Genomic DNA, 22,093 nt, shown 5'->3' on the forward strand with positions numbered 1-22,093 from the left:
TTGGGAACATCTAACTGAAGATATTATAAAAAAGATAGCTAATGATTTAGGAATGGGTCTTGATGATATAACCAGAGAAAGTTTAAGAGTTTTCTTGCAAGAGAAAAGAAGGAAGATAAAAATGGATAGATATTTTAGAAATTCTTGATAGATATAAAGTTTCTTCCTCTAAGGAGTTGGAGGAAAAAATTTCTGAAGGAGAAATAATCTATACCCAGAGTCAAGAACCAAAGACCTTTATAAGGGAGACGAGCCTGAGTTATTTCTCAGCTTCTAACCCTAAGACAAGTCTAACAGTTGTTTCAACTTTTTATGTATTGCGGTTCCAGTGAGTTTATCTTCTCTATAAGTCTCTCTTTCGAGATCGTAAGAATCTGTTCACACTTCACTATTCATTTACAGCCGTATATAAGAGACATGTTTGGAACTAAAGAAGGCATGCTTCCTGTTACTGAAAATATTTCAAAAAGGACTCTTGCTCTTCCTTTTCATAATAATTTGAAAGAGGAAGAGGTAGATGAAGTAGTTTCTACACTCAAGAAGGTAGTAGAAAAGGTTAAAAGTTAGAGCTTATAGGGAAAAGTTGTGTTATAATTCTATTTGGCGAGTATAATTTTATTAATCTTGGAGGAAAGATAAGTATTCTAAAAGAAGTTTCAGAAGAGGAATTAAAGAGAGCTTTATTAAATGAATATAGATGTAGACTTCTTAATATCTTTTGCTCCTTTCAGGGCTACAGTAAAATGATATAATGTGAATAGAAAGGACATAAGGAGGAAAGTTAGTTGGCAAAGCTAAGTGACAGAGTAGATAGGCTTGAGAGTTTGCTTGGGCAGTTTATTGTAAACACTGATGTAGCTTTGAGAAGATTGGAAACATCCTTGGAAGTTTTCAAAGATGAGATGAAGGTTTTTAAGGAGGAGATGATAGCATTTAGGAATGAAGTAAATGAGGACAGAAAAAGAATAAACAAGATGTGGGGAGAACTTGCTAATAAAATGGGGACATTAGTGGAAGATATTGTAGCACCAAACATTCCAGGGATTGCAAAAAGATATTTTGGGGTTGAGGAATTAGATTATTTTGCTGTAAGGGTTAGGAAAAGAAATGTAAAAGATAGGAGTAAGATAAGGGAGTTTGATGTTATAGCGGTATGGGATGATAAGGTAATAATAAATGAGACTAAGTCAATACCAAGAATAGAATATATAAATGAATTTATAGAAGTTTTGAAGGAGATAGGCGATTATTTTCCAGAGTATAAGGATAAGGAAATTATCCCTATTTTTTCCTCCTTATACCTTTCTGATGAAATAGTTAAATACTTAACAAAGAGAAAGATATACGCCATGGCAATGAAAGATGATACCATGGACCTTCTTAATTTTGAAAAGATTAAAAGGTAAATTTAGAGATATGGAATTAGAAAAAAATGTATATAAAAAGTCGTATTGAAAGAATCTATAGAGAGATTACTGAATTAAAAAAGATATTGATCTTAGAAGGTGTTATAGATAAAGAAAAAAGCGAGGTTGCATGGAGAAATTTGTTAATCCTTTCTAAGGAAATTTCAGCAAGATGGGAAGGTTTTTCTGCAGTTGAAGAAATAAGGAATCAAAGAGAAAAATGAGGTTTCTTACTCTTGATAGTTCAATTATAATAGCTGCTCTAAGAGAACAGGAAGAAAAACATGATATATGTTTGGGAGTTTTAGAAAAGGTAAAAAATGGTGAGTATATTGCTATAGAGCCATACATAGTACTTGTTGAAGTTACGGCTGCAATTAGAAGAAGAACCGGGTCAAAAAAAACTTGCTGAAAAGGTCAGATTCTATCTAAAGGATATTGATTCAATACATTTTTTAGAGCTTGAGTCTTACAGAGCAGAAGAGGCTTCTAAGGTTGCAGAGGAACTCAGTGTAAGAGGAATGGATGCAATTGTTATTCAAATTGCTAAAGAATTTAACTCTGTTCTTCTAACTCTTGATAATGAGATGGCAGAAAAGGCTAAAGACTTTGTTTATATCGGTAAAATAGAAGAATTTTTATAAATTTTATCTCGGATTTGCATTCAACCCTATAGATTATCAGCAAGAGACAACTCCAAACTATAAAGTGGTTCTATAATAGCAGATTTTTCCTCTCGGAGTGAAATGATTTTTTATTTATGACTTTTAAAGATTTGGTGTATTCTGAGGTCTTAAAAGAAGTTTGAAGTTTACTAAGGATGATGAAGAAAAGGCAAAATCTGTTAAAGTATCTAAAGAAGAGATAAGAGATTTGCTTACTCCTATTTGATGAAGATTTTGATAAATTAGAAGGAATTAAAATAGTTGTTCCCTAAAAACTTATTAAAAAAATTATTTAGTATGGATTCTAATAAGACTTTTTGAAAAAAAGAATAATAGGAAAAACTTTCAATTTTTATGAAAAGGCAAGAAAAACGAAATAGTTTCTTAGTTAATAAAGAAGATACATGTCATGGCTATGATGGATGATAATGGGTTTATTCTTCTGTTGAAAATATGCTAAAATTAAAAGAGGTGCTTTTTTAGGAGGTTTTTTATGAAAAGGCTGGGAATTATTTTAATTGTTGCTTTATTTCTTTTCTCAAATATTTTTGCGCAGACTGGTGAAGGAACGGTCTCAGGAGTAGAAGGGATATACTTTGGAAAAGTTATAGAGCCAGATAAATATGTGCTTGGAGTAGGAGATATAGTAAGAATTTATATAATTCTGGAGACAGGAGATCCTATTTCTTTTAACGTGACAGTCTCTCCTACAGGGTCTATTAATCTGCCCATGGTTAGAGCGATAAAGGTTTCTGGTTTAACTCTTACCGAAGCTACAAGAGAGATTTCAAAGCAACTTTTAAAACTCTATCCAAGAAGTGTGATATCTACAGATCTTGTTTATACTCGAAAATTTAAAATATACGTTTTAGGTGAAGTACAAAATGCAGGAACTCATCTTGTTTCTGCTATAAGTACTTTAGATGATGTTATCAAACTTGCGGGATTAAAATCCTCTGCATCTTTAAGAAATATTCAAATAAGAAGAGAAGATAAAGTTATAACAGTTGATTATTTTAGATTTTTGAAGTATGGAGATGTTAATCAAAATCCTTATATAGAAGAGGGAGATCTTATATATGTACCTCTTATGGGGAAAAGCGTGAAGGTGCTTGGACAAGTGAAAAATCCCGGAATATATGAGATAAAGGATGGAGAAAAATTAAAAGACGTACTTGATATGGCAGGAGGACTTACAGCGAAAGCAGATCTTTTAGGTGGATATATAGAAAGACAAAGTGATGGAAAAAAACAAGTGATAAGTATAGACCTTTTTAATTTGATGTATGGAAAAGATAATAGAGAGAATATAGTTCTTAAAGATGGAGATTCTATAGTTATACCTTTAAAAGTTGATAAAGTTTACGTAATAGGATATGTAGCTAAGCCTCAGGTTTTTACTATTGTATCTGGAGAATCTAAAAGTGAGGTTGGAGGACAGCCTACTTTAGGAGAAAGTGAAATAAAAGAGGGGGCAAAGATAAGTGAGCTTATCCAAAAGGCTGGAGGAGTGCTTCCTAATGGAAGTAGGAGAAGGATTCAAGTTATAAGGGATGGACAGATAATAAAAGAGGTAGATCTATTTAGAGTGCTTGTAAAGGGGGATGCCGAAGAAGAAAAGGTCAAATTGGTTCCTGGAGATATAGTGTATGTGCCTTTGGTGGAGAAGACTGTTAAGATTCTTGGTGAAATAAAAGATCCTGGAATATATGAAATTAAGCCCGGAGAGAAGATAAAGGATATCATAGATATGGCTGGAGGGTTTACTGTGAGAGCATCCCTTAAAGATGTAACTGTTGAAAGATATATTACTGAGAAACAGCAGATTATTAAACTTGATTTGACAAAGCTTTATAAAGATGGAGATGAAAGTGTAAATATATCTCTTGAAGATGGAGACATAATAAATATACCTATCAGAAGTGAATAGGTTATTAGGGAAGTGGAGGGAATAATGAGAAAAAAACTTTTCTCAGTCTTTCTTCTGATTTTTATTTTTGCTTTGACCTTTGCTCAAGAAGGGGTTTATTTCGGAAAAATTATTGATCCTGACAAGTATATATTAGGACCTGGAGATAAGTTGAGAGTTTTTATTATAAGAGAGACAAATCAGACTGATAGCTTTGATGTTTTGGTTTCTCCTACAGGTTACGTAGTACTTCCTTTAGCAGGAAGTGTAAAGGTTTTAAATATGACTCTATCTGAAGCAGGAAAAGAAATATCAAAACAACTTTTAAAATTTTATCCACGAAGTAATGTTATTGTGGACCTTGCATATCCAAGAAATATGAAGATTTCTATTACTGGTGAGGTAACAAATCCAGGAATATATAGTGTTTCTGCTATAAGTACTTTAGATGATGTTATCAAACTTGCGGGATTAAAATCCTCTGCATCTTTAAGAAATATTCAAATAAGAAGAGAAGATAAAGTTATAACAGTTGATTATTTTAGATTTTTGAAGTATGGAGATGTTAATCAAAATCCTTATATAGAAGAGGGAGATCTTATATATGTACCTCTTATGGGGAAAAGCGTGAAGGTGCTTGGACAAGTGAAAAATCCCGGAATATATGAGATAAAGGATGGAGAAAAATTAAAAGACGTACTTGATATGGCAGGAGGACTTACAGCACAGGGATCTTTTTTTGGAGCTACTTTAGATAGAATAGATGGCACAAGAATTGAACTTAACTTATATGATTTATATTATGGAGATGAAAATAAAAAAGAAAGTGCTAATATTGCCTTGCAATCTGGAGATACTATCACTGTATTTCCCGAGATAAAGAGGGTTTATGTGCTTGGATTTGTGAAAAATCCTGGTCCTATACAGCTTGTTGAGGGGGTTAAGGTTACTCCTGAAGGGATTGAAGTTACCGGACAGGCGTCTATGGGAGCAAAGATAAGTGAGCTTATACAAAAGGCTGGAGGAATACTCCCTAATGGGAGTTTAAGGAATATAGAATTGAGGATAAAAGGTGATCCTAATAACAAGATTATTGTAGATCTATATAGAATACTTGTTTTGGGAGAAGAATTAGAGGAAGAGATAAAAGTGAATCCTGGAGATGTAATATATGTACCACCTATTTTAAGGTCTGTAAAAGTATTGGGGCAGGTAAAGATTCCTGGTATTTATGAGTTAAATCCAGGAGATAGAATAAGAGATATTCTTCTTAAGGCAGGTGGAATTACTGAAAAAGCTTCTCGTGAAAGTGGAGAGCTGGAGAGGATAGAAAATGGTAAAAAAGTGGTTTATAAATTTAATGTGACAAATGCTATACAGGGAATTGAAAAGGATAATTTGGAACTAAAGGATGGAGATACCATCTACATAGGTGAATTAAGAAGGTTGGTATATGTCCTTGGACAGGTGAATAATCCTGCTGCTTATGAATATAGGGAAGGAAGAAAGCTTACTGAATATATTAGTATGGCAGGAGGTCTTAAAGATAGGGCGGATCTTTCTAGGGTTGCTGTAGTGAGAGAGGTAGATGGTGAGACAAAGGTTATACCCATAAACATGAATGAGATAATAAATAGGGGAAGGAGCAATCTTGATATTGAAATAAAAGAGAACGATATTATTTTTGTTCCTGAGGTATTTGTAAAGGGATGGCAGGATATTGTAAATATATTAAGTGGAATATTCTATGTTTATTCCCTACTTAAGCCCATCGTAGGGTGGTAAATTTCACAGGGAGGTGAGAGGGTTATGATTTATTCTTTTAGAAGAGGTGAGCCACAAAAGGGTTGGGTTGTAGTGGTACATGGACTTGGAGAGCATATTGGAAGGTATGAGAAGTTAATAAATGATCTTGGGGAAAGGGGTTATGGAGTTATAGGATTTGATCACCCAGGACATGGGAGAAGCGATGGTAAAAGAGGGGATACAACCATTGAGGAAATTATCTCAGTGATTGATAATTTAACTTCTGATATTGATAAGTTTCATCTTTTTGGACATAGTCTTGGAGGACTCATTGCCACAAGATATGCTGAGGAAAGACAAGAAAAAATAAAGTCTCTTGTTATTTCTGCTCCTGCTTTGGGTGTTGAAGTAGATCCCTTGACAAATTTTATTGCAAAAACTTTTGGAAAAATTCTTCCCAGGGTGACCATAAATAATAAATTAGATCCTGAATATTTATCTAGGAATAAAAAGGTGATTGAAAAATGTATGAATGATCCTCTAATGCATAACAAAATTTCCTTTAGGTTAGGACTCTCTATGATGGAAAATATTAAAAAAGCTCATGAAAAGGCTCCATACCTTAAAGTACCAGTGCTTATACTAGTTCCTACTGAGGACAGATATGTGGATCCCAATGGTGCTCGGGAATTTTTTAAGAAGCTAACTTATGAAGATAGAAAAATTGTAGAGTTTCCTGGTGGATATCATGAGCTTTTTGAAGATGAAGAATATAAAGATGAATTTTATAAAAATATTTACGATTGGATAGAAAGACATAGTTAAAGATCAAAACTGGTCTGATCTTTTTTGATGATATAAATTTTGACGGGCTTTATAAGTTCTTCAGAGTCATAAGAAGGATTATTTACTTTCTTTGATACAGGATATGCCTCCATCTCCTCTGCTGGATATGGGGCAAGGAGAGATTGGAGTTTTTTAATGTCACTTTCTTCTTTATTTACCCATATCTCCTCGTATTCCCTTCTTAAAATAACGGGCATACGATTATGAATTTCTTTAACCAAATCATTAGGCTCAGTAGTTATTATGGTGAAAGTCTTTATTAATTTTCCGTCTGGGCTTTTCCATATGTCATAAAGTCCTGCAAAGGCAAAGAGTGATGAATTTTTCATTTTTATATAATACGGAATTTTTTCCTTTTCCATTTTCTTCCATTCATAAAATCCATCGGCAGGAATCAAACATCTTCTTCTTAAAAAGGACTCTTTAAAGGCGGGTTTTTTAAGAAGACTTTCTGCCCTGGCATTTATCAGACTATTTCCAATTTTAGGATCCTCTGCCCAGTGGGGAATAAGTCCCCATATCATCTCTTCTACTTTATTAGGACTTTCCTGAAAAACAATAGGTACCGGTTGATTAGGAGATATGTTGTATCTTTTTCTTAGGTTTATTTCTCCAATTATTTGGGCATTAAATCTTGTAGGAATTTTTTCTATTTGAATAAGAGTAAATCTTCCACACATTTTTACTTATATCCTCTTCTTTATTACAGATAAATTCGAGTATTCCAATGACATTAATAATTATAGCATATAAAAGAAAAAAAGCCTCCCCTTTTTATTGGGGAGGCTTTTCAAAAATTTTATTAATATTTTAGAGAGAGGCTAAATATGTGTTGATTTGACATATCTTTTGTATAAAGGAAAGCATAATTAAATTCTATATTTTTTGTATTTAATCCAACTCCAAAACTTAAAGTATTTTTCTCTCCATTGTACCCCGTTCTAATAATTACTGGAGTTTTGGGTATTTGGGTTTCTAAGCCAAAATGAAGTCTCTGATAGAAATATATTTTGTCGTAGAAACTAAAATCAAAGGCAATATTTAAAGGAAATTCTCCTAAGAATAGCTTATAGTTAACGCCTAACACAAGATCTTGTCTTCCTGGAGTCTCTATGAGGCCTGTGGTCCATTTAATGTAACTTATAGGGTTGTACCATACTGCTCCAAGCCTTAGAACTGGAGTTATCTCATAGATTGCTCCTATATCTATTCCTAAACCATTTGCCTCTTCGGTATCTAGTTTGGCTACGTATAACTTTAGAGATGTCCCAAGACTTAATTTATTATTAAGTTTTTTGGCTAAGGAAATTTGGGCTATTCCTTCATAATATGGAAATAACAATTCATCAGGATTGGTTACCCCTACAGCTTGGAGTCCTGCTCCTAAGCTAAAAATTCCAAGATTAATTGCTCCCCCTATAAATTCTACCCTTGTAAAGCTTTGAGGAATTTGTAAATGGGTAAAGCCAAGGGTTACTTCATCTATATAAGTTAACCCTGCAGGATTATAAGTTAGTCCAGAAAATCCTTCTGATATGGCTGTAAAAGCCTCTCCCATTCCTCCCGATTTAGCATCAAGGATCAAGGGGGAGAAGACTCCCCCAGTATCACTGGCAAAGGTTAGAGAGATAAGAAATGTTATTGTTAAAAAGGATATTAAAATCTTTTTCATTTTATTCTCCTCCTATCACTTCAAAATTCCTATGAATCTATTTATTCTTGCTTCGCCTTGAGAGGATGTTGCTACAAGCTGGAATACATAAAGCCCATTTTTCAGAATTTCGCCCTTTAGATTGACTCCTTCCCATACTATACTGTATTCTCCTGCTGGAAGATATCCAAGATCCCTTTCATAGAGTTTTACTCCAGCAAGGCTGTATACTATGAATTTTACATGGGCATCTTGGGTTAAAGTAAACATAATTTGTGCAAATTCTTTGTTAGGATTAAAGGCTTTTGAGAATTTAGTCACATCTATGAAAGATAATGGAACCCCATAGGGAATTGTGGTGTAATATGTTTTTGTAATGCTGTTATTTAGTTCATCTTTTGCAAAGACTTCCACCATGTATCTTCCTGGATTGACTTTTCCATTTTCGTCCTTTCCATCCCAGGTAAGTTCATATGTACCATTGTCAACTTTTGTATTATCTGCAAGAGTCTTCACAAGATCTTTCTTTTGATTATTCAAAGTGCTGTAGATTTTTACTGTGAGATATGAATAGCCTATATTGTCTTTTACTGTTAACTTAATACTACAATTTTCATTGTTGTTAGGGTTGAAGCTTTGGGTTACTGTAGTGGTAATTTCTGGAGATGAAAATAGTGCATATCTTACTCTGCTTAAAACCTCTCCACTTATATTGGGAGATAGTCCTTCAAGCCCAAAGGCAAAATATACTACTCCATAGTGTTTTGTAGGATCTGCATAGAATATTCCAGCTGTCCCAGAGGATGCAATCTCTTTATTTATAATTATGGATTTTTGCTCTTTTATCTTTTCGGGAAGCTTAATATTTGGAGTTATGGGGGAAATTCCAGATGGAGTATATACTAAGATTGCTCTTGCTCCCTCTAAGGGATCTATTTCGTCAGGATATCCTTGGTTTTGAGCAGAATCCTCGGTATTTAACGAGAGGGACAAACTCTCAAATTCACTTCCGTTTGCACCTTTTATGGAATAGATTCCTACATCATCCTGTACAAACTCAGCTCTTAAGTAAGTGTTATAGAAAGTACTACTTATATACCCTGCTGAATATCCCCAGCCTAAATCCTGGCTTGAGATGAAGAGTTTTCCACCATTATCAAGATAATTCATGATCTCATTTTGAACTGATGGATCATAGATTGCTCCCCAATCTCCGCCCCAAATCACCCAATCAAAATTGCTCATAAAAGAAGCAGGTGGAACTGCATTATCATAAAATACATCCACGATAAAGTAAGATACATTTATATCTTGTAGAGCTTTTTCAAAGTACGGGGCTATTCCAAACTCTCCACCATCATCGGAGACAAGAAGAGCTTCAAAGGTATTTGGTGTGGTAAAAGATATGGTAGTCCATGGAGATACACCACTTGCATTTTCTGCTCTAACCCTTGCAAAGTAAGTTTTGCCAGGTTCAAGGAATTCCTCAAGGGTAGGTCTATATTCGTTCTTTTCTGTGCTTACATTTATTATGATACTATTGAAGTTGCTATCTGTTGCAACCTGCAAAGTGTAATTCACTGCGTAAGGTATAGGCTCCCATTTGAAGAGAGGTCTTATAGTGAGAGGGTTTTCTCCTGTCCATGCCAAATGCTTTACAAAGGATGTGGTTTGTGGTGCACTGAGAGATTTTACATAAATATCACATATAATATTTTCTCCTGAGGCGGTTATATTCTTGACTGCGACTCCTGTTGGAATTTCTCCATAAGCATTGCTATTGGGAGTGCTATTTTCATCAAAGGTTGTATTATTAGTACTTCCCGGATATGGATCTTTCTCATCTCCACTATTTCTTCTTTTTTCTAAATCCCATTTTCCATCGGCTTGCTCTAATGCTACCAAATAGTGCCTTGATGGATCAAGTCCTGGATACCATTCATTATCGTTTTGAAAGTTTCTCATATTTTCATCTACATGATAAATAAGCAAGCCAAAACCTCTTAAATACTTATCAAATCCAATGGGTTGTCTATTTTCAATTAAAAAATATTGAGGACCTTCTGCCCCATCGGTCCAAAGTTTATATACTACAGGATTTGTTTCTACCGGTGGAATATTTACATTAGTTAGATCATTGGTAGGAACAGTTGGGGTTATCCATCCAAGTTGAATCTTACTCCAAGCATCAAAATGAGATGGTCCTCCTCCTATGGAATATCCACCTGGACCTTGAGGCCCATTCCAAGATCCTGCTGCCATTAAGCTCCACCTACCAAGCCCCAAAGATGAATAGTCTCTATCATAAAGATCTGGAAGGTGTCCAAAAGAATGTCCCATCTCATGCACAAATACACCTACAGTTTGAGGCATTATTACAGGATTTCCTTGAGTATCATAATCTTCCATATATTCTGGTTCAATGGAATATCTTATAGGCACATTTTTTCCACCAATATTAACATATACTGTAGAGGCATGGGACCAAATATCATTTACATCTCCTGTCCACTCGGCACCTTGTCCACTATGAATTACAAAAACTACATCATAATTTCTTAGATCATATCCAATATCTACTGCATGCTGTAGTACTTCTTTTACTAATACAAATACCCCTCCATTAAATCCATTATTACCATCGTTTATATAGTAGGAGTAGGTATTTTGGGCAGTATACCAGGGAAGTACTGTTGCAGTTATATCAAATTGTCCATAGGAATTTTCTAAATAAAATTCTCTTACACTACCTACGTTGTATGGGTTTATATTGCTCCAATCTGCCTTTACACTATTAAAAAGTATGTCAAAATAGTTTGAAGGTATAATATCTTCGGGCTGTCTTGGTTTATCGGTAAATTCTACAGGTATTACAATTGCTTTACCTATACCTTGGGCTTTTTCAATAGTTCCATAGATTTTTGTTCCTTGGGGTATATTTTGAGGAGTAATTTCAGGGAGTTTTGGAAGTTTTACCTTTTTTTCAATAAGCTTTTCGTGGGGTGGCATTATATGTACTTTAGTTAATGGGAAGACTTGGGCAAAAGAAATGTTTATTATAAGGACTAAAAGGATAAAAAGACTAAGGGTTAGTACAAGTTTTTTAGACATATTTCCCTCCCTCTATAATTTGTTTTATTTTACCTAATATTATACAATAAAAAATAATAAAGATGTATTTTGATGAGGGGTAATTATGGATATATTAAAATATTTTTTGATTTTGCTTTTAATTTTAATCCTCTTTCAAGTTACCTTTGCTAATATGGTGCCGGTGGTGGAAAATAGAAGCAAAGTAATTGCGAGGGTTAGGGCTGTTTTTCTTAAAGACTTTCCTTTTTCTGAGATTGTGCTGGAAATTTTAAAAAGCGAAAATGTGGAAGGATTTAAAAATTTTGCAGAAGTTGGAGATATAATTCTTGTTTATCCAATATCATTAAAACCCAATATAAGTAGTGCTGGTGACTTTGAGCGAAGGATTCTTTACACTTGTTATTTTTTAAAACCAGGGGATATGGTAAGGGCAGAGATTGAGTTTATAGGAGACGAAGTAATGAGAGGATGGGTTGTAAGAGATGTGGAGAGGATTGTAGAGGTAAGGGAAGATTTGTTGAAAGATGTGATTTATAGCTTTTTAAAGGCAAAAGGAGTAATAAAGGAAGGGGAAGGATTGGAGTATAAAGTTGTTAAAGATGGAAAATTTTACAAAGTTAAGGCAAAGGTAGAGGAAAAAGAGATTAATATAATTCTTGATGAAAATTTAGTTATTTTGAACTATTTTTAGCTTTTTCATATAAAAATACCAAATCTCCCTCTTTTACCCCCAAGTTTTCTGCTACTACTTCACATTTTGCCTTGAGAAGGAAAAAGATGTTATATCCTCTTCCTTCTAAGCTTTCATAATTTGCCTGTCCTTTTGATATGATAAGTTTGGCACTATTAAATGTTTTCTGATACTCTTCTCCTCCAAGCTCTGGAGGTTTTCCTACAGAACCAGAACCTGTGGTTATAATTTTAGCGCATTTATTCAATCCTACTTCAATAGCGTCCTCCATAAGGGCATCATTTATTACAGGATTTTCGTTTACCACTGCTATAACTTCCTTTTCCTTAGATAGTTCTTCAATTAGGATCTTATCAAATACAATCTCTCCTGCATTATCTAAAAGGTAGAGTATTTCGTTGGTCTTTGAAAGTTCATTTTTGAAATAGAAATAATGATCTATGGCAAGAGGAATATTTATAATCTCTTTTATGTATTCCCCAAGATTTAATTTTGATATGTTCAAAATTCCCAAATCAATTACATTTCCTGCTATTGCTACTTTTATTGCTGTATAAAGAGGGTCTTCTGAACTTAGTACTATGTTCCTTAGAGCTTCATAAAGTTTTAATCCCTGCTGATTGTAATATTTCTTTTCCTCAAAATAGGGATCTTCCACTCCAGAAAGTTCGTATATCTTTTTAAAAATAAAATAAGTGTTGTAGGATGGTGTATCTTCAGGAGAAAGTTTCTCAAGATCCTTTGCTATTTCTTTAATAATCTCTATTTTTTTCTCATTTGGTATATTTATTCTTTTTAGAGCTGATTCTGCTTGTCTGAAAAAGCAAGTATAACATTCCCATCGCGTCTTCATAGTAAGATAATTTCTACCTTAAAACTCTTTAAAAGTCAATTAATATAATTTTAAAGTTAATTTAGGGTTTTTCTGATATGGTAAAATAGTTTCAAGGATTCTTTAAAGAGGTCATTGAAATCTTCAAAATTTCTTATGATAGATTGAGTTTCTCTTATGTTCCCATGCACCGAAGAGTTTCTTACTCTTTCAAGATTATCAAAAATTTCTCTCATCCAATCTTCGGGGAGCACTTTTATATAAACCTCTTTTACCTTTTGTCTCCTATTTTCTATCTTTGTTAAGTCTCCATATCCTGCTTTCTTTAAGATTATAATTGTTAAAGCTTCATATAAGAGTATAAGACTCTTTAGATATTGCTTTTTCTCAAAGAAAAATTCCGCTCTTTTAGTCATACGGTCTTCTAAGTATTCCTCTGAATAAAGAGGGGTCAGATCTTTTATTAAGCTTTCTGCACATATTTTTTTGTATTCTTTCTCTACTTTTTTTAAGCTTTCTATTACCTCTTTCAGCTCTTTTCTTGGTCTCAAATTCATTTCAATCATGAAATATAAATTTTCCTTTCCATGTATACCTAAATTTTTTAAGAGTTCTGAAAAGTAGCCAGAATTTCTATAGAGTTCAAAGGCTGTAGAAATTTGGAAAAGTTCATTTATGTGATCAATTTCTAAAACGGGTGCCTCATTATTTTCACTCATCTCAAGGGCTCCATAATATATTTTTAACTCTTTTATACTTTTGAAATTTTTAACGTACATAAGGGAAAAACTCAAAATTAGAGGCAAATATCTATAACCGTGAGTTATGTCAAGGATTATTTTTAAATCTTCATCGGGTAGATTTTTTAGCAAGAATTCTGAGAAAAACTCGTAATTAAAAGGATCAATTAAAATAAGTTTTATGCCAGGAATCTCTGAAGATAGAGCATCCTCCCAAGTTTTTAGAAGATTTTCAGCTATTCCTGTGATTTCTGCCTCATATACTTCGTAAGAGAGATGATAAAAGTTGTTTCTTTTTGATTCCTCTAAAGCATAGATTATTTCAGACCAAGAAGATTTTGTAGTGCCAAATATGTACCAGTGATCAATCTTTTCCTTGTGAGAGACATATTTCCAAAGGGCAGATCCAAAAAAGCCAGTCTCAAAAATCTCTCCTGTTCTAAACCTATATTTAGTTTTTACATAGCCTTTTAATATATTTTCTGATGTTCTTCCTTTTCCAATTAACGATATTAAAATGTTTTTCATTTTTTATGTTCCAAAAAATATTTGATATAATTTTCTATTTTGTCTTTTTTAGTCTCATCAAGAATCTCATTAAACCTGTATGATATAGAGAAATTTTGAGGATTTTGATCAATAAATTCACAGATTAATCCTGCATGAGCATTGAAGTTTCGCTCATAGTTAGGAGATCTTCCTGTCTTTTTAATCTCTCCTTTTTTTAAATTCTGCTCAAAGTCATTTATCTCTCTTGAAAGTATAATACTTGCAGAGTTTTCTTCAAATAGCTTTTTAATTACCTTCTCATTGAAGTTTTTTAAAGTGCTAAGAGGGACCCATTTTCTATTTTCTTCATATGTTATTTGGTTTTCATAATCTTTATATATCTCATAAAAGGTATTTAAAAGATGCACGTAAATCCATAAATTTCCCAAAGGATAATTCATTTTAAATTTTACCTTTTTTTGATTTTCATTCTCATAGGAGAATTCTTTAACAAGCTCTTTTAATCTTTTAAGGGAAAGTTTTTCATGGGAAAGAGAAATAAGATCTTTTATCTCACTCCATGGAATAAAGGTAAGATAGGCGAGGGCAAATCCCCTTTTTATTGCTGTAATACAACTATTTACATGGCTTATTATATTTTTTGTAAAATTAAACTCCTTAAAATAATCTAATTTTTCAGCTTCAAAGTTAAAAGGTAATCCCTTTTTAGTGAAAAAATCAAAAAAGAAGGGTGCCGATGCTTTTTCTAATGAGATTTCTCCCTCCTCGAAATTTGGCTTTTTGGGAGTAAGATATACATAAAAATATTCTAATTTATCTAATTTATTTGCTTTATTGTAGTATCTTGCTTTTTGGGCTACAATAAACCTTCTAAAGGCATCTACTGCAGTAAGAACTAAAAAGTTTATTCCTCGTGAGACATCTAAAATTACTTCTTCTGCTTTATCATCGGTGTTTTCATTTAAGGTTAGGAATATGAAATCAGCAATAATAGTGTTGTCTATATCATAGTATTTGTTTTCATAAAAGCCTTTCATGGGAATTTCTTGGGTTATAATTTTGTCTTCATTAACTCCTAAGCTTATTAATTTTTTTCTTAGCTCTATCTCTTCTTTAATATCTATGGTTTCAGGCTTTATAAGAATTACTTTAATATCTTCTTCATTAGATAAATAATAGGAACATAATGCCTCTATGGTAGATTTTCCTTTGTATATTTTGCCCCCAATGTGATATGGTATCTCTTTACTATCTTTGGGAACAAAACTGCATAGAATTTTAGTCATTTCTTATAATATAAACTCCTCCTAAGGGGAAAAGTTTTTCTTCTATTTGTACTGCCCATCTAGTGGAAGGATAAATTTGGGGATCAACATTTCTTCTAATAATACCTAAGTTTTTTAATTGTTCTGTTTTTATGAAATATCCAAGGGAATTATAGTAATAGGTTTTTCCAAATCCAATGGGTAGATATATTACTTCTTTATTCTTTTGTTCCTGTTCTTTTAATTTTTGCTGAACTTTATTATAGTGTTCTATAAGGTCATTTATAGTATTCTTAGCCTCTTCGTTATTTGAATATTTTTTGGAGGAAAGTTCACTTAATAACTCTTGTTCCTTTTTAGAAAGTTTAAGAGAGTAGTTTTTTAGAGCACTCCAAAGCTTTTCCTCTGGTTCTTTTTCAAAAAAGTCTTTCCATTCTGTAGGAATGTTTGATATCATATCTTTCTTTATAATTATTTCGGTATCAAATTTTTTACCATTAGGTATGGCAATTACATATTGGGAAAGCTTTTGATGAGGAATTCTTCTAATAACATATACGTTGAGCTCACTTAAAGGGACTAAACTACTGTCTCTCACTATTATGTATTTCATTATATCTGTGTGTATATCTTTTTCATTTGTTCTAAGTATATCTTCTCCTATGTAAGGTTTATTTTTTTTTGGTATTTCTGATTTAATTCTTTCTGCTGTTTTTTCTAAAAAGGCGTTTTGTTTTGATTTATCTTTTTCAAGAGCATAGAAAAGAAGAGCATTTCTTATTACTCCCTTTAGGGTGCTTCCTGGAATATAAGCATTCTCTCCTGTAAGAATGGGCATGTAAATATTTCTTGATGGCTGTCTTGAAGATTCATTATTTCTCTCTATTTTACTTTTTATCTCTAAAGAATATTTGGTTACCTCATCGATGGGGATTTTATATTTGTTAAGCAGATCTTTTATATTTTCCCTTTGGTTTGTAATCATAGATGATAATTCATTAACAAAATTTTTTAGATTTTTATCTTTAAACATATTTAGGAGTTTTTCTTTATCTATGATTTTTAGTCTATTATCTTCTATTACACATTCACTTACGTTTGATATAACTTCTCCACTCCTTATCAAAGTGGGAGTTATAACTTGAATTTTTATCTTCATTTTTTATCCCCTTCCCTTAAGATATTTTAAAGCCTAAAGATTTTCCATAGGATATAACTTTCATTGAACTTATAGGGGAAACGTTTATGTTTTCGCCCACATATGGAGATCTTACTAAGGCACCTTCTGCTATCTTATAATGAGTCTTTTTCCTGTATCCTGTGGGTTTTTGATAATATATAAATCCATCCCTTTTTACTAATTGATAGTAAATTAAATTATTTACTTCTTCTCTTTTTGGAAATGTTAGAGAAAGACTTATTTCAAATTCTCCATTTTCTGGAACTTCAAGCTCCTCTTTTTCAAAGGTATCAAATATACCTTTACCTGTGGTTCTTTCTCCTCCTAACCCTTCTTCAAGGGTAAGACTTAAAGAAGGTGTGAATAACTCTTCAATTTCATTGTTTTTCATCTTTAGGAAATAGAGAAATGGGATAATGGTTTTTCTGTTTGAGAGTTTTATAGGATGAAGTTCTAAATTCTCTTGAAAGTAAAGTGTAGTATAGGAATTTTCCTCATCCGCCTTTGCTTTATAATAAGTCTCTCTGCTAACTCTTACCTTTGGCTCAAGAGTTGTACCCATGAAATATATTTCTTCTCCTATTTCTTCAAATTCAGACTTTGTAATTAAAGTTCTTGGGTTTAAAAATTTAAACTCTTCTACATTTTGTATAAAGATTTGTTTTGAGTTTTTATCAAAATTTGCCAATAATTTTTTCAGAGCATCAAGGGATATCCATTGAAACTTTTTATATTTTTTGTGATCCTCTTCAGAAGTTTTTATAGGGATTTCAGGCTTTGGTAAAAGTAGGATGTCTTTTGAAAGACGTAAGCCTGGAAAAACCGATGATATAACTAAATTTTTTTCAAAGAGATCAAATTTTTCTTCTCCAAAAAGCTTAATAAGTGAATTAGATAAAGCAGAGAAAAGGGTATCAGAATGAATTATATTAGATGTTCTATCTAATCTCCTAAGACCTATATGTAAGAGTAATGGTCCCTCTTTAAGAAGTTTATAAACTTCTACCTTCATTTAATGCTCACCTACTTATTTATTCGATAACTTATCTTCAATTTTATTGGTTAAATCTTCCATCTTTATTTCGCTTAAAGCTTTGCCCTCTATAATAGTCTTTTTAGTGTTATCCCCTAAATAGTCTTTAATACTTTTGATAGAAATATTTAAATTTTCAAATCTTACTTGTCCATATCCCCTTGTTCCACTTCCACCAAGATAATCATCTTCCAACATTCTCATGCCCTCTACAAAGGTCATAAGAAGTTTTTGGATATCATCCTTTTCGTATATGCTTATAGCGGAAGAAAATTTAAACCTTGCTCCCGCAGGAACCCTTTCCATAATTCTTGGATCCTTTGCTGTTCCCTTTATTCTGTCTATAATGTTTTCTACTTTTTCTTCAGTATATCCTCCTTCAAGAGCATTTCCAAATTTTTGTTGAAAATCCTCCTCATCTAAAAAGGAATCTCTAATAATAAGTCTTGAAATGGTTTTATTTTCTGTGGAATGAGAGCCAAAAAGTTGGCAAATTTCGCATTCTCCACATCCACATGGTTCTCCTGGTTCTTTAGGAGGTTTAATATCATGGGTTCTTTCAAGTAAACTTCTTATTTTCCCCTTTAGGGATGAGCCAGGTATATAGGGTATGCCTTCTACCGTTTTTATTACAGGATTATCAAGTCCACCTATTTCTCCTGTTTCCTTAGAGCCTCCGATATGAAGTCCTGTAACAAGGACAATTTCTCCCTCAATAAATATTTTGCCTATGAATTTATCCACCGATATCCCCCCTTAATCCTTTCCATAAAATTTTTGATATGCTACAAGAGCTTCGGTAAATTTTTGAATATTCTTTACGTGTTTATCATTTTCTGCTTTCTCAATAGCCTCTTTAAGGACCACATATAGCTCTCCAAGAGCTTCTTTTCTTCTTTTGCTTTCCTCTCTTCCTACCATATAGGCAAGATATGGTATGGTATATAGAAGTTCTGAGATATTCTTAGCCTTTTTAATAAGGTCATAAACTTTTCGAAGTCGTGAAGAAGTAATCCCTTCTGTTCTTTCTCTTATAAAGTTTTGTATTCTTTCATTAAACTTTTTAAATTCATTAATATCTAAATCTTCACCAAAGGCCAATATTTTTTGTACATAATCTTTTCCAAGCACACTTTCTACCCTTTCCCTCCATAATTCCTCAGGAGTTTTTGTATTTTGTTGCCTTGAGGATTGATTATCTCTCATTATTTTCATCCCCCCTTGATTTTCTTGTTTTCATTTTTGCAATTTTGGTAGCTACAAGGATAAGTCTTGGATTTCTTATTTTATCTTCCCCCTTTCTTAAGACATTTTCAAGAATTATATCGGACAATCTTTCAGCAATATCAGGATATAATCTTAAGTAATACTTAAATCTCCATATAGCTGGAGGACTTATTTTCCCTTTTAAACTTTGCTCTAATAGTGGATTAAATCCTTTGAGAGAATTTTCTATTTTTGTTATAACAGCACGAGAAGCTTTATCTTCTTTAGTTTTTTTAGTTATTTTGTCCGCAATATCTTTGGCAATCTCTTTAGCCTCTTTAAACTCTCTATAAGTTAGTACTTCATCTTCAACACATATTTTGTCTTTTTTGGGTTTTTCCTCTTCGGGATATTTAAATTGTTTTGCCTTTTCAAGGGCATTTTCTACAAGACTTGCTCCTCTTATAAGCGGGAAATTATCTGGAAGGTAGTAAAGCCCTGAAGATAGTGAGAAAACTTTAGAATCTCCTGTATATCTCTTAAATTCCTCTCTAATTTTTAAGGCAAGTTCATTTATTTTTTCATAAGTTCCAATAATGAATAAGTCATCTCCTCCTACAAATACGGGATAAATTTTATCATTATTTTTTATCTTTTCCATAACTATTTTTCCAAAGAATAACTCTATTCTTCTACTTAAAACTCCGTATCTTGTTAGAGATAGTCTTTCCTTCGTTTTCTCTTCATCAGCCAATTTCTTAAAAATATTTCCCATATTGTCGGCATCCATTTTCAAATAGGCAAGTTTTTGATCTCCATATCCATTTTCTATATTTTTCTTTGCTATGGATTCAAAATCACTTTCCTCAATGGTATAACTTCCTAATAAAAATCCATGAGGGATAAAATTATCTTTAATTATTACCTCTTCCAATAGGTATATTTTTTCATTGTTATATCCCGTGGATTTCATCTCTTTGATAAAGTCTAATTTATAACCTAATTTTTCAAAAAACTCATTCCAAGTTTGGGGTACTCCTTCAAAGGAGGATTTCTTTTCTATAAGAAATTTAGCTCTTTTTAAAGAATTTGTTAGCTCAACAAAAGAATTACAGGTTTTACATAATCTTTCTCCCTCTTTAATTTCTTTTGCCATTCTTTTTCCACATATGATACAATACTCACTTTCTCCTACATTTTCCTCTTTAGGGTATAAAATAAGGTCATAGAAGTTTTTAAGCTCACTGAATTTTCTTCTCTTCCTTTCATCAAGCTTATTAATTAGCTCTTGTCTTTTGTCAAAAAAGTTAAAGAGGTCATTTATGGAAAGATGGATCCACTCAATAGCAAGGTATAAATCTTCTCCTGTTAATTTGAAAATATTTTCTGATATAAATTCTCTCAACTCTTCTAACTTTTGGTCTTCTATGAAAGATAAAAGTAGATCAAAATTACCTCCACCTATGTAAATAGCATTAGCCTTTGTAAAATTATTATTTTCCAATATAAATTTTGCTGAGTATCTGGAGAGAAGATCTAAAAATACAGATTTGCCTTTTAACATTCTTCCTGCTCTTTCAGAAGAAACATTAAAAATGAATGACTGTATTCCAGATAAATCTCCTGAGATTAGAGTAAAAAGAGGCTTATCAAGTAAAGGAGAGTAATTCTTTTCTTTACTTCTTAAATCCTCTCTTATTTCAATCAGATCTTTACTTGTTATTCTCTGATTTTGATAATCTTTGTATAATGCATGAGCAATAGCTCCTGTAATTCTTGCGTGATCATATATGGAAATATCTGCAATAAACCCTGTAGTTTGTGCTGGAACTTGAGAAAAATAATACTCCATTAAGGTTAAAAGCTGTTCTATGTCATTGACTTTTGGAAAGCTTCTTAAGAAATCTTTTGTTAAATTTTGATAATTAATCTGTGTAATTTTTACATCATCTTTTTTGGGAAAAAGATCTTCGCTTTTTTCTAAGGAAGAAAGTTTGTAATAGAATCCTCTTGTGCTCTCATCTATTTTATAGAAAGGATTGTGTAGAGGTATAGTTAGGTAAAGATCTTTTTGACTTTCATCTTCTTCTCTTTCCGAAGAAGATAACCAGTCGGCAATTTGAATTATTAATCCATAATCATTTTTTGGATCATGGTGATTTAGAACAAGCTCAATTACTTCTTCGGTTAAATTTTCTTTTAAAAAAGGTGATAGGTCTTCTTTTTGTTTAAGTAGTGTATTTAGAAAAAAGGCTGAAAATTTAGGATGAGCATATTCAACTTTTTGAAATTCCAGGGGTAAATCTTGAGACCTATATTCTTTTGTTCTTTCAAGAACCTTTCCTAAATCATGAAGAAGGGCAGAAAGTAGAATTTTGGCATCATTCAAAATTTATCCCTCCCCATCTAAAGAAATATCTATCACATCCCCCACATTAATACTTTTTATATGTGATTGAATAACAACAGCGCCTATTCTTGGATCATAAATAGCAATAAAAGGAGTAGGATGATAATAATGAACTAAATAGGCATAAAGCCATATAGGTCCTCTTCCAGAAATTATTAAGCCTCTTCTCAGGTTGATTTTAGGTGGAGAAATTTTTTTGAGTATAGAAGGGTCAAGATTACTTTTTAATTTAAAGTAAAGAATAGTGTAATCATCTTTCTCTGTTATTTCAAGGCTTATATCCTCAACTTCCATTATTAAATATTTTAACATAAATTTTTTTATTTAAGTAAAATATTTTTCTAAATTTATTTGTAGCCCTTGAGCTTTGTTAACTATATATCATCTAATCCTGAAAACTTTTTCTTTAAAGTAGAGATTTCTTTAATGGGGCAGATTAAAAAACAATTACAATGGAAATTAGAACTAATAAAATTAGTGCTATAAACAATGAGAAAGCTAATGTAGATTTCAGTGAAAAGCAAAAGTAAAAAATATCACAATCAAGATATTCTCTTCACCCCCTCCTCGTTTCAATCCCTTATAGGTACGCTACAAACTAGTAGGAAAGATAGTAGAGATCGAGCTAAAGACTGGTTTCAATCCCTTATAGGTACGCTACAAACCCAATCAGGTTCAATCGGAGTGTTCATTACTATTTGTTTCAATCCCTTATAGGTACGCTACAAACTCACATTCGAAGAACTGCAATAAACTTGGCAGTAATTGGTTTCAATCCCTTATAGGTACGCTACAAACGCAGTACATGCCAGGTGTTATTGTACTTTGGCGGTTGTTTCAATCCCTTATAGGTACGCTACAAACCAATCTTATTTTCAAAACACCAATATTTTTGTTTGTGTTTCAATCC

Annotated in this window: 21 protein-coding genes and 1 CRISPR repeat array; of the genes, 9 read left to right on the top strand and 12 right to left on the bottom strand. The window is 32.4% G+C overall.

From position 1 onward, the window contains the following. The first annotated feature begins 312 nt into the window (after positions 1-312). The 8 genes from ACP5QL_RS08825 to ACP5QL_RS08860 all read left to right on the top strand — a co-directional run bounded on the left by ACP5QL_RS08825 (position 313) and on the right by ACP5QL_RS08860 (position 6,551). Positions 313-567: a DegT/DnrJ/EryC1/StrS family aminotransferase gene (locus ACP5QL_RS08825; protein ID WP_428127116.1), complete on the top strand. Its 255-nt coding sequence runs from the start codon at positions 313-315 to the stop codon at positions 565-567. Positions 568-785: 218 nt separating this feature from the next. Further along, positions 786-1,406, top strand: a complete 621-nt coding sequence (locus ACP5QL_RS08830; RefSeq protein WP_428127118.1) for a hypothetical protein — start codon at positions 786-788, stop codon at positions 1,404-1,406. Between the two features lie 26 nt (positions 1,407-1,432). Next, complete coding sequence (locus tag ACP5QL_RS08835) at positions 1,433-1,630, top strand: hypothetical protein (RefSeq protein WP_012582969.1); 198 nt, start codon at positions 1,433-1,435, stop codon at positions 1,628-1,630. Then, positions 1,627-1,818: a hypothetical protein gene (locus ACP5QL_RS08840; RefSeq protein ID WP_272996413.1), complete on the top strand. Its 192-nt coding sequence runs from the start codon at positions 1,627-1,629 to the stop codon at positions 1,816-1,818. The genes ACP5QL_RS08835 and ACP5QL_RS08840 overlap by 4 nt, the downstream gene beginning before the upstream one ends. Further along, entirely contained in the window at positions 1,763-2,050 is a 288-nt protein-coding gene (locus ACP5QL_RS08845; RefSeq protein WP_272996414.1) for a PIN domain-containing protein, read from the top strand. Before ACP5QL_RS08840 ends, ACP5QL_RS08845 begins: the two co-directional genes overlap by 56 nt. 514 nt (positions 2,051-2,564) lie before the next feature. Then, positions 2,565-4,001 (top strand): SLBB domain-containing protein, encoded by a 1,437-nt coding sequence (locus tag ACP5QL_RS08850; RefSeq protein ID WP_428127127.1) that lies wholly within the window; start codon positions 2,565-2,567, stop codon positions 3,999-4,001. Between the two features lie 24 nt (positions 4,002-4,025). Continuing rightward, positions 4,026-5,765, top strand: coding sequence for an SLBB domain-containing protein (locus ACP5QL_RS08855; protein WP_428127130.1), 1,740 nt, complete (start codon positions 4,026-4,028; stop codon positions 5,763-5,765). 24 nt (positions 5,766-5,789) lie between these two features. Continuing rightward, positions 5,790-6,551, top strand: coding sequence for an alpha/beta hydrolase (locus tag ACP5QL_RS08860; RefSeq protein WP_012582973.1), 762 nt, complete (start codon positions 5,790-5,792; stop codon positions 6,549-6,551). Here ACP5QL_RS08860 and ACP5QL_RS08865 read toward each other — a convergent pair. The 3 genes from ACP5QL_RS08865 to ACP5QL_RS08875 all read right to left on the bottom strand — a co-directional run bounded on the left by ACP5QL_RS08865 (position 6,548) and on the right by ACP5QL_RS08875 (position 11,334). Then, complete coding sequence (locus ACP5QL_RS08865; protein ID WP_012582974.1) at positions 6,548-7,252, bottom strand: SOS response-associated peptidase; 705 nt, start codon at positions 7,250-7,252, stop codon at positions 6,548-6,550. The two genes, ACP5QL_RS08860 and ACP5QL_RS08865, sit on opposite strands and share 4 nt — an antisense overlap. Positions 7,253-7,374: 122 nt before the next feature. Continuing rightward, positions 7,375-8,244 (bottom strand): hypothetical protein, encoded by an 870-nt coding sequence (locus tag ACP5QL_RS08870; RefSeq protein WP_273334130.1) that lies wholly within the window; start codon positions 8,242-8,244, stop codon positions 7,375-7,377. Positions 8,245-8,259: 15 nt separating this feature from the next. Beyond that, a complete protein-coding gene (locus ACP5QL_RS08875; RefSeq protein ID WP_428127137.1) occupies positions 8,260-11,334 on the bottom strand; it encodes a M6 family metalloprotease domain-containing protein in 3,075 nt (1,024 codons plus the stop codon). A gap of 85 nt (positions 11,335-11,419) precedes the next feature. Between ACP5QL_RS08875 and ACP5QL_RS08880 the strand changes: the two genes are divergently transcribed. Next, positions 11,420-12,007 carry a hypothetical protein gene (locus ACP5QL_RS08880; protein WP_424662514.1) on the top strand — a complete coding sequence of 196 codons (588 nt, stop codon included), beginning with the start codon at positions 11,420-11,422 and terminating at the stop codon, positions 12,005-12,007. On the opposite strand, the gene ACP5QL_RS08885 is transcribed toward ACP5QL_RS08880, so the two are convergent. From ACP5QL_RS08885 to crn3, 9 genes are read right to left on the bottom strand one after another with little or no spacing between them, the layout of a single operon-like run. Next, positions 11,988-12,860, bottom strand: coding sequence for a damage-control phosphatase ARMT1 family protein (locus ACP5QL_RS08885; RefSeq protein WP_012582978.1), 873 nt, complete (start codon positions 12,858-12,860; stop codon positions 11,988-11,990). The genes ACP5QL_RS08880 and ACP5QL_RS08885 overlap by 20 nt on opposite strands. Positions 12,861-12,916: 56 nt before the next feature. Continuing rightward, complete coding sequence (gene csx2, locus ACP5QL_RS08890; RefSeq protein WP_428127144.1) at positions 12,917-14,107, bottom strand: TIGR02221 family CRISPR-associated protein; 1,191 nt, start codon at positions 14,105-14,107, stop codon at positions 12,917-12,919. Next, positions 14,104-15,375: a hypothetical protein gene (locus tag ACP5QL_RS08895; RefSeq protein WP_428127147.1), complete on the bottom strand. Its 1,272-nt coding sequence runs from the start codon at positions 15,373-15,375 to the stop codon at positions 14,104-14,106. Before ACP5QL_RS08895 ends, csx2 begins: the two co-directional genes overlap by 4 nt. Beyond that, the gene (csm5, locus tag ACP5QL_RS08900; protein WP_428127149.1) at positions 15,368-16,513 is read right to left on the bottom strand and encodes a type III-A CRISPR-associated RAMP protein Csm5; all 1,146 of its coding nucleotides are present in this window, start codon (positions 16,511-16,513) and stop codon (positions 15,368-15,370) included. Before csm5 ends, ACP5QL_RS08895 begins: the two co-directional genes overlap by 8 nt. Before the next feature lie 16 nt (positions 16,514-16,529). Beyond that, a complete protein-coding gene (csm4, locus tag ACP5QL_RS08905) occupies positions 16,530-17,546 on the bottom strand; it encodes a type III-A CRISPR-associated RAMP protein Csm4 (protein WP_012582982.1) in 1,017 nt (338 codons plus the stop codon). A 15-nt stretch (positions 17,547-17,561) separates the two neighbouring features. Further along, complete coding sequence (gene csm3, locus ACP5QL_RS08910) at positions 17,562-18,311, bottom strand: type III-A CRISPR-associated RAMP protein Csm3 (protein ID WP_273334142.1); 750 nt, start codon at positions 18,309-18,311, stop codon at positions 17,562-17,564. A gap of 12 nt (positions 18,312-18,323) precedes the next feature. Then, complete coding sequence (gene csm2, locus ACP5QL_RS08915) at positions 18,324-18,773, bottom strand: type III-A CRISPR-associated protein Csm2 (RefSeq protein WP_012582984.1); 450 nt, start codon at positions 18,771-18,773, stop codon at positions 18,324-18,326. After that, on the bottom strand, positions 18,763-21,162 hold the full coding sequence (gene cas10, locus ACP5QL_RS08920) for a type III-A CRISPR-associated protein Cas10/Csm1 (protein WP_428127155.1): 2,400 nt from the start codon (positions 21,160-21,162) through the stop codon (positions 18,763-18,765). Before cas10 ends, csm2 begins: the two co-directional genes overlap by 11 nt. Before the next feature lie 3 nt (positions 21,163-21,165). Continuing rightward, positions 21,166-21,495: a CRISPR-associated ring nuclease Crn3/Csx3 gene (crn3, locus tag ACP5QL_RS08925; protein WP_012582986.1), complete on the bottom strand. Its 330-nt coding sequence runs from the start codon at positions 21,493-21,495 to the stop codon at positions 21,166-21,168. Between the two features lie 257 nt (positions 21,496-21,752). Continuing rightward, positions 21,753-22,047: direct repeats of the CRISPR family, unit length 30 nt; unit sequence GTTTCAATCCCTTATAGGTACGCTACAAAC. The last annotated feature ends 46 nt before the right edge of the window (positions 22,048-22,093 follow it).

The sequence above is a fragment of the Dictyoglomus sp. genome, assembly GCF_049968615.1.
In the GTDB taxonomy this organism is placed as follows: Bacteria; Dictyoglomota; Dictyoglomia; order Dictyoglomales; family Dictyoglomaceae; genus Dictyoglomus; species Dictyoglomus turgidum.

What these genes read in the sequence shown, in the direction of transcription:
- ACP5QL_RS08880 (WP_424662514.1), top strand. Translation starts at nt 11,420, where the DNA reads ATGGATATATTAAAATATTTTTTGATTTTGCTTTTAATTTTAATCCTC.
- csx2 (WP_428127144.1), bottom strand. Translation starts at nt 14,107, where the DNA reads ATGAAAAACATTTTAATATCGTTAATTGGAAAAGGAAGAACATCAGAA.
- ACP5QL_RS08895 (WP_428127147.1), bottom strand. Translation starts at nt 15,375, where the DNA reads ATGACTAAAATTCTATGCAGTTTTGTTCCCAAAGATAGTAAAGAGATA.
- ACP5QL_RS08850 (WP_428127127.1), top strand. Translation starts at nt 2,565, where the DNA reads ATGAAAAGGCTGGGAATTATTTTAATTGTTGCTTTATTTCTTTTCTCA.
- ACP5QL_RS08865 (WP_012582974.1), bottom strand. Translation starts at nt 7,252, where the DNA reads ATGTGTGGAAGATTTACTCTTATTCAAATAGAAAAAATTCCTACAAGA.
- ACP5QL_RS08825 (WP_428127116.1), top strand. Translation starts at nt 313, where the DNA reads ATGTATTGCGGTTCCAGTGAGTTTATCTTCTCTATAAGTCTCTCTTTC.
- csm5 (WP_428127149.1), bottom strand. Translation starts at nt 16,513, where the DNA reads ATGAAGATAAAAATTCAAGTTATAACTCCCACTTTGATAAGGAGTGGA.
- crn3 (WP_012582986.1), bottom strand. Translation starts at nt 21,495, where the DNA reads ATGTTAAAATATTTAATAATGGAAGTTGAGGATATAAGCCTTGAAATA.
- csm4 (WP_012582982.1), bottom strand. Translation starts at nt 17,546, where the DNA reads ATGAAGGTAGAAGTTTATAAACTTCTTAAAGAGGGACCATTACTCTTA.
- ACP5QL_RS08840 (WP_272996413.1), top strand. Translation starts at nt 1,627, where the DNA reads ATGAGGTTTCTTACTCTTGATAGTTCAATTATAATAGCTGCTCTAAGA.
- ACP5QL_RS08855 (WP_428127130.1), top strand. Translation starts at nt 4,026, where the DNA reads ATGAGAAAAAAACTTTTCTCAGTCTTTCTTCTGATTTTTATTTTTGCT.
- ACP5QL_RS08860 (WP_012582973.1), top strand. Translation starts at nt 5,790, where the DNA reads ATGATTTATTCTTTTAGAAGAGGTGAGCCACAAAAGGGTTGGGTTGTA.
- ACP5QL_RS08835 (WP_012582969.1), top strand. Translation starts at nt 1,433, where the DNA reads ATGTATATAAAAAGTCGTATTGAAAGAATCTATAGAGAGATTACTGAA.
- ACP5QL_RS08875 (WP_428127137.1), bottom strand. Translation starts at nt 11,334, where the DNA reads ATGTCTAAAAAACTTGTACTAACCCTTAGTCTTTTTATCCTTTTAGTC.
- ACP5QL_RS08870 (WP_273334130.1), bottom strand. Translation starts at nt 8,244, where the DNA reads ATGAAAAAGATTTTAATATCCTTTTTAACAATAACATTTCTTATCTCT.
- ACP5QL_RS08885 (WP_012582978.1), bottom strand. Translation starts at nt 12,860, where the DNA reads ATGAAGACGCGATGGGAATGTTATACTTGCTTTTTCAGACAAGCAGAA.
- csm2 (WP_012582984.1), bottom strand. Translation starts at nt 18,773, where the DNA reads ATGAGAGATAATCAATCCTCAAGGCAACAAAATACAAAAACTCCTGAG.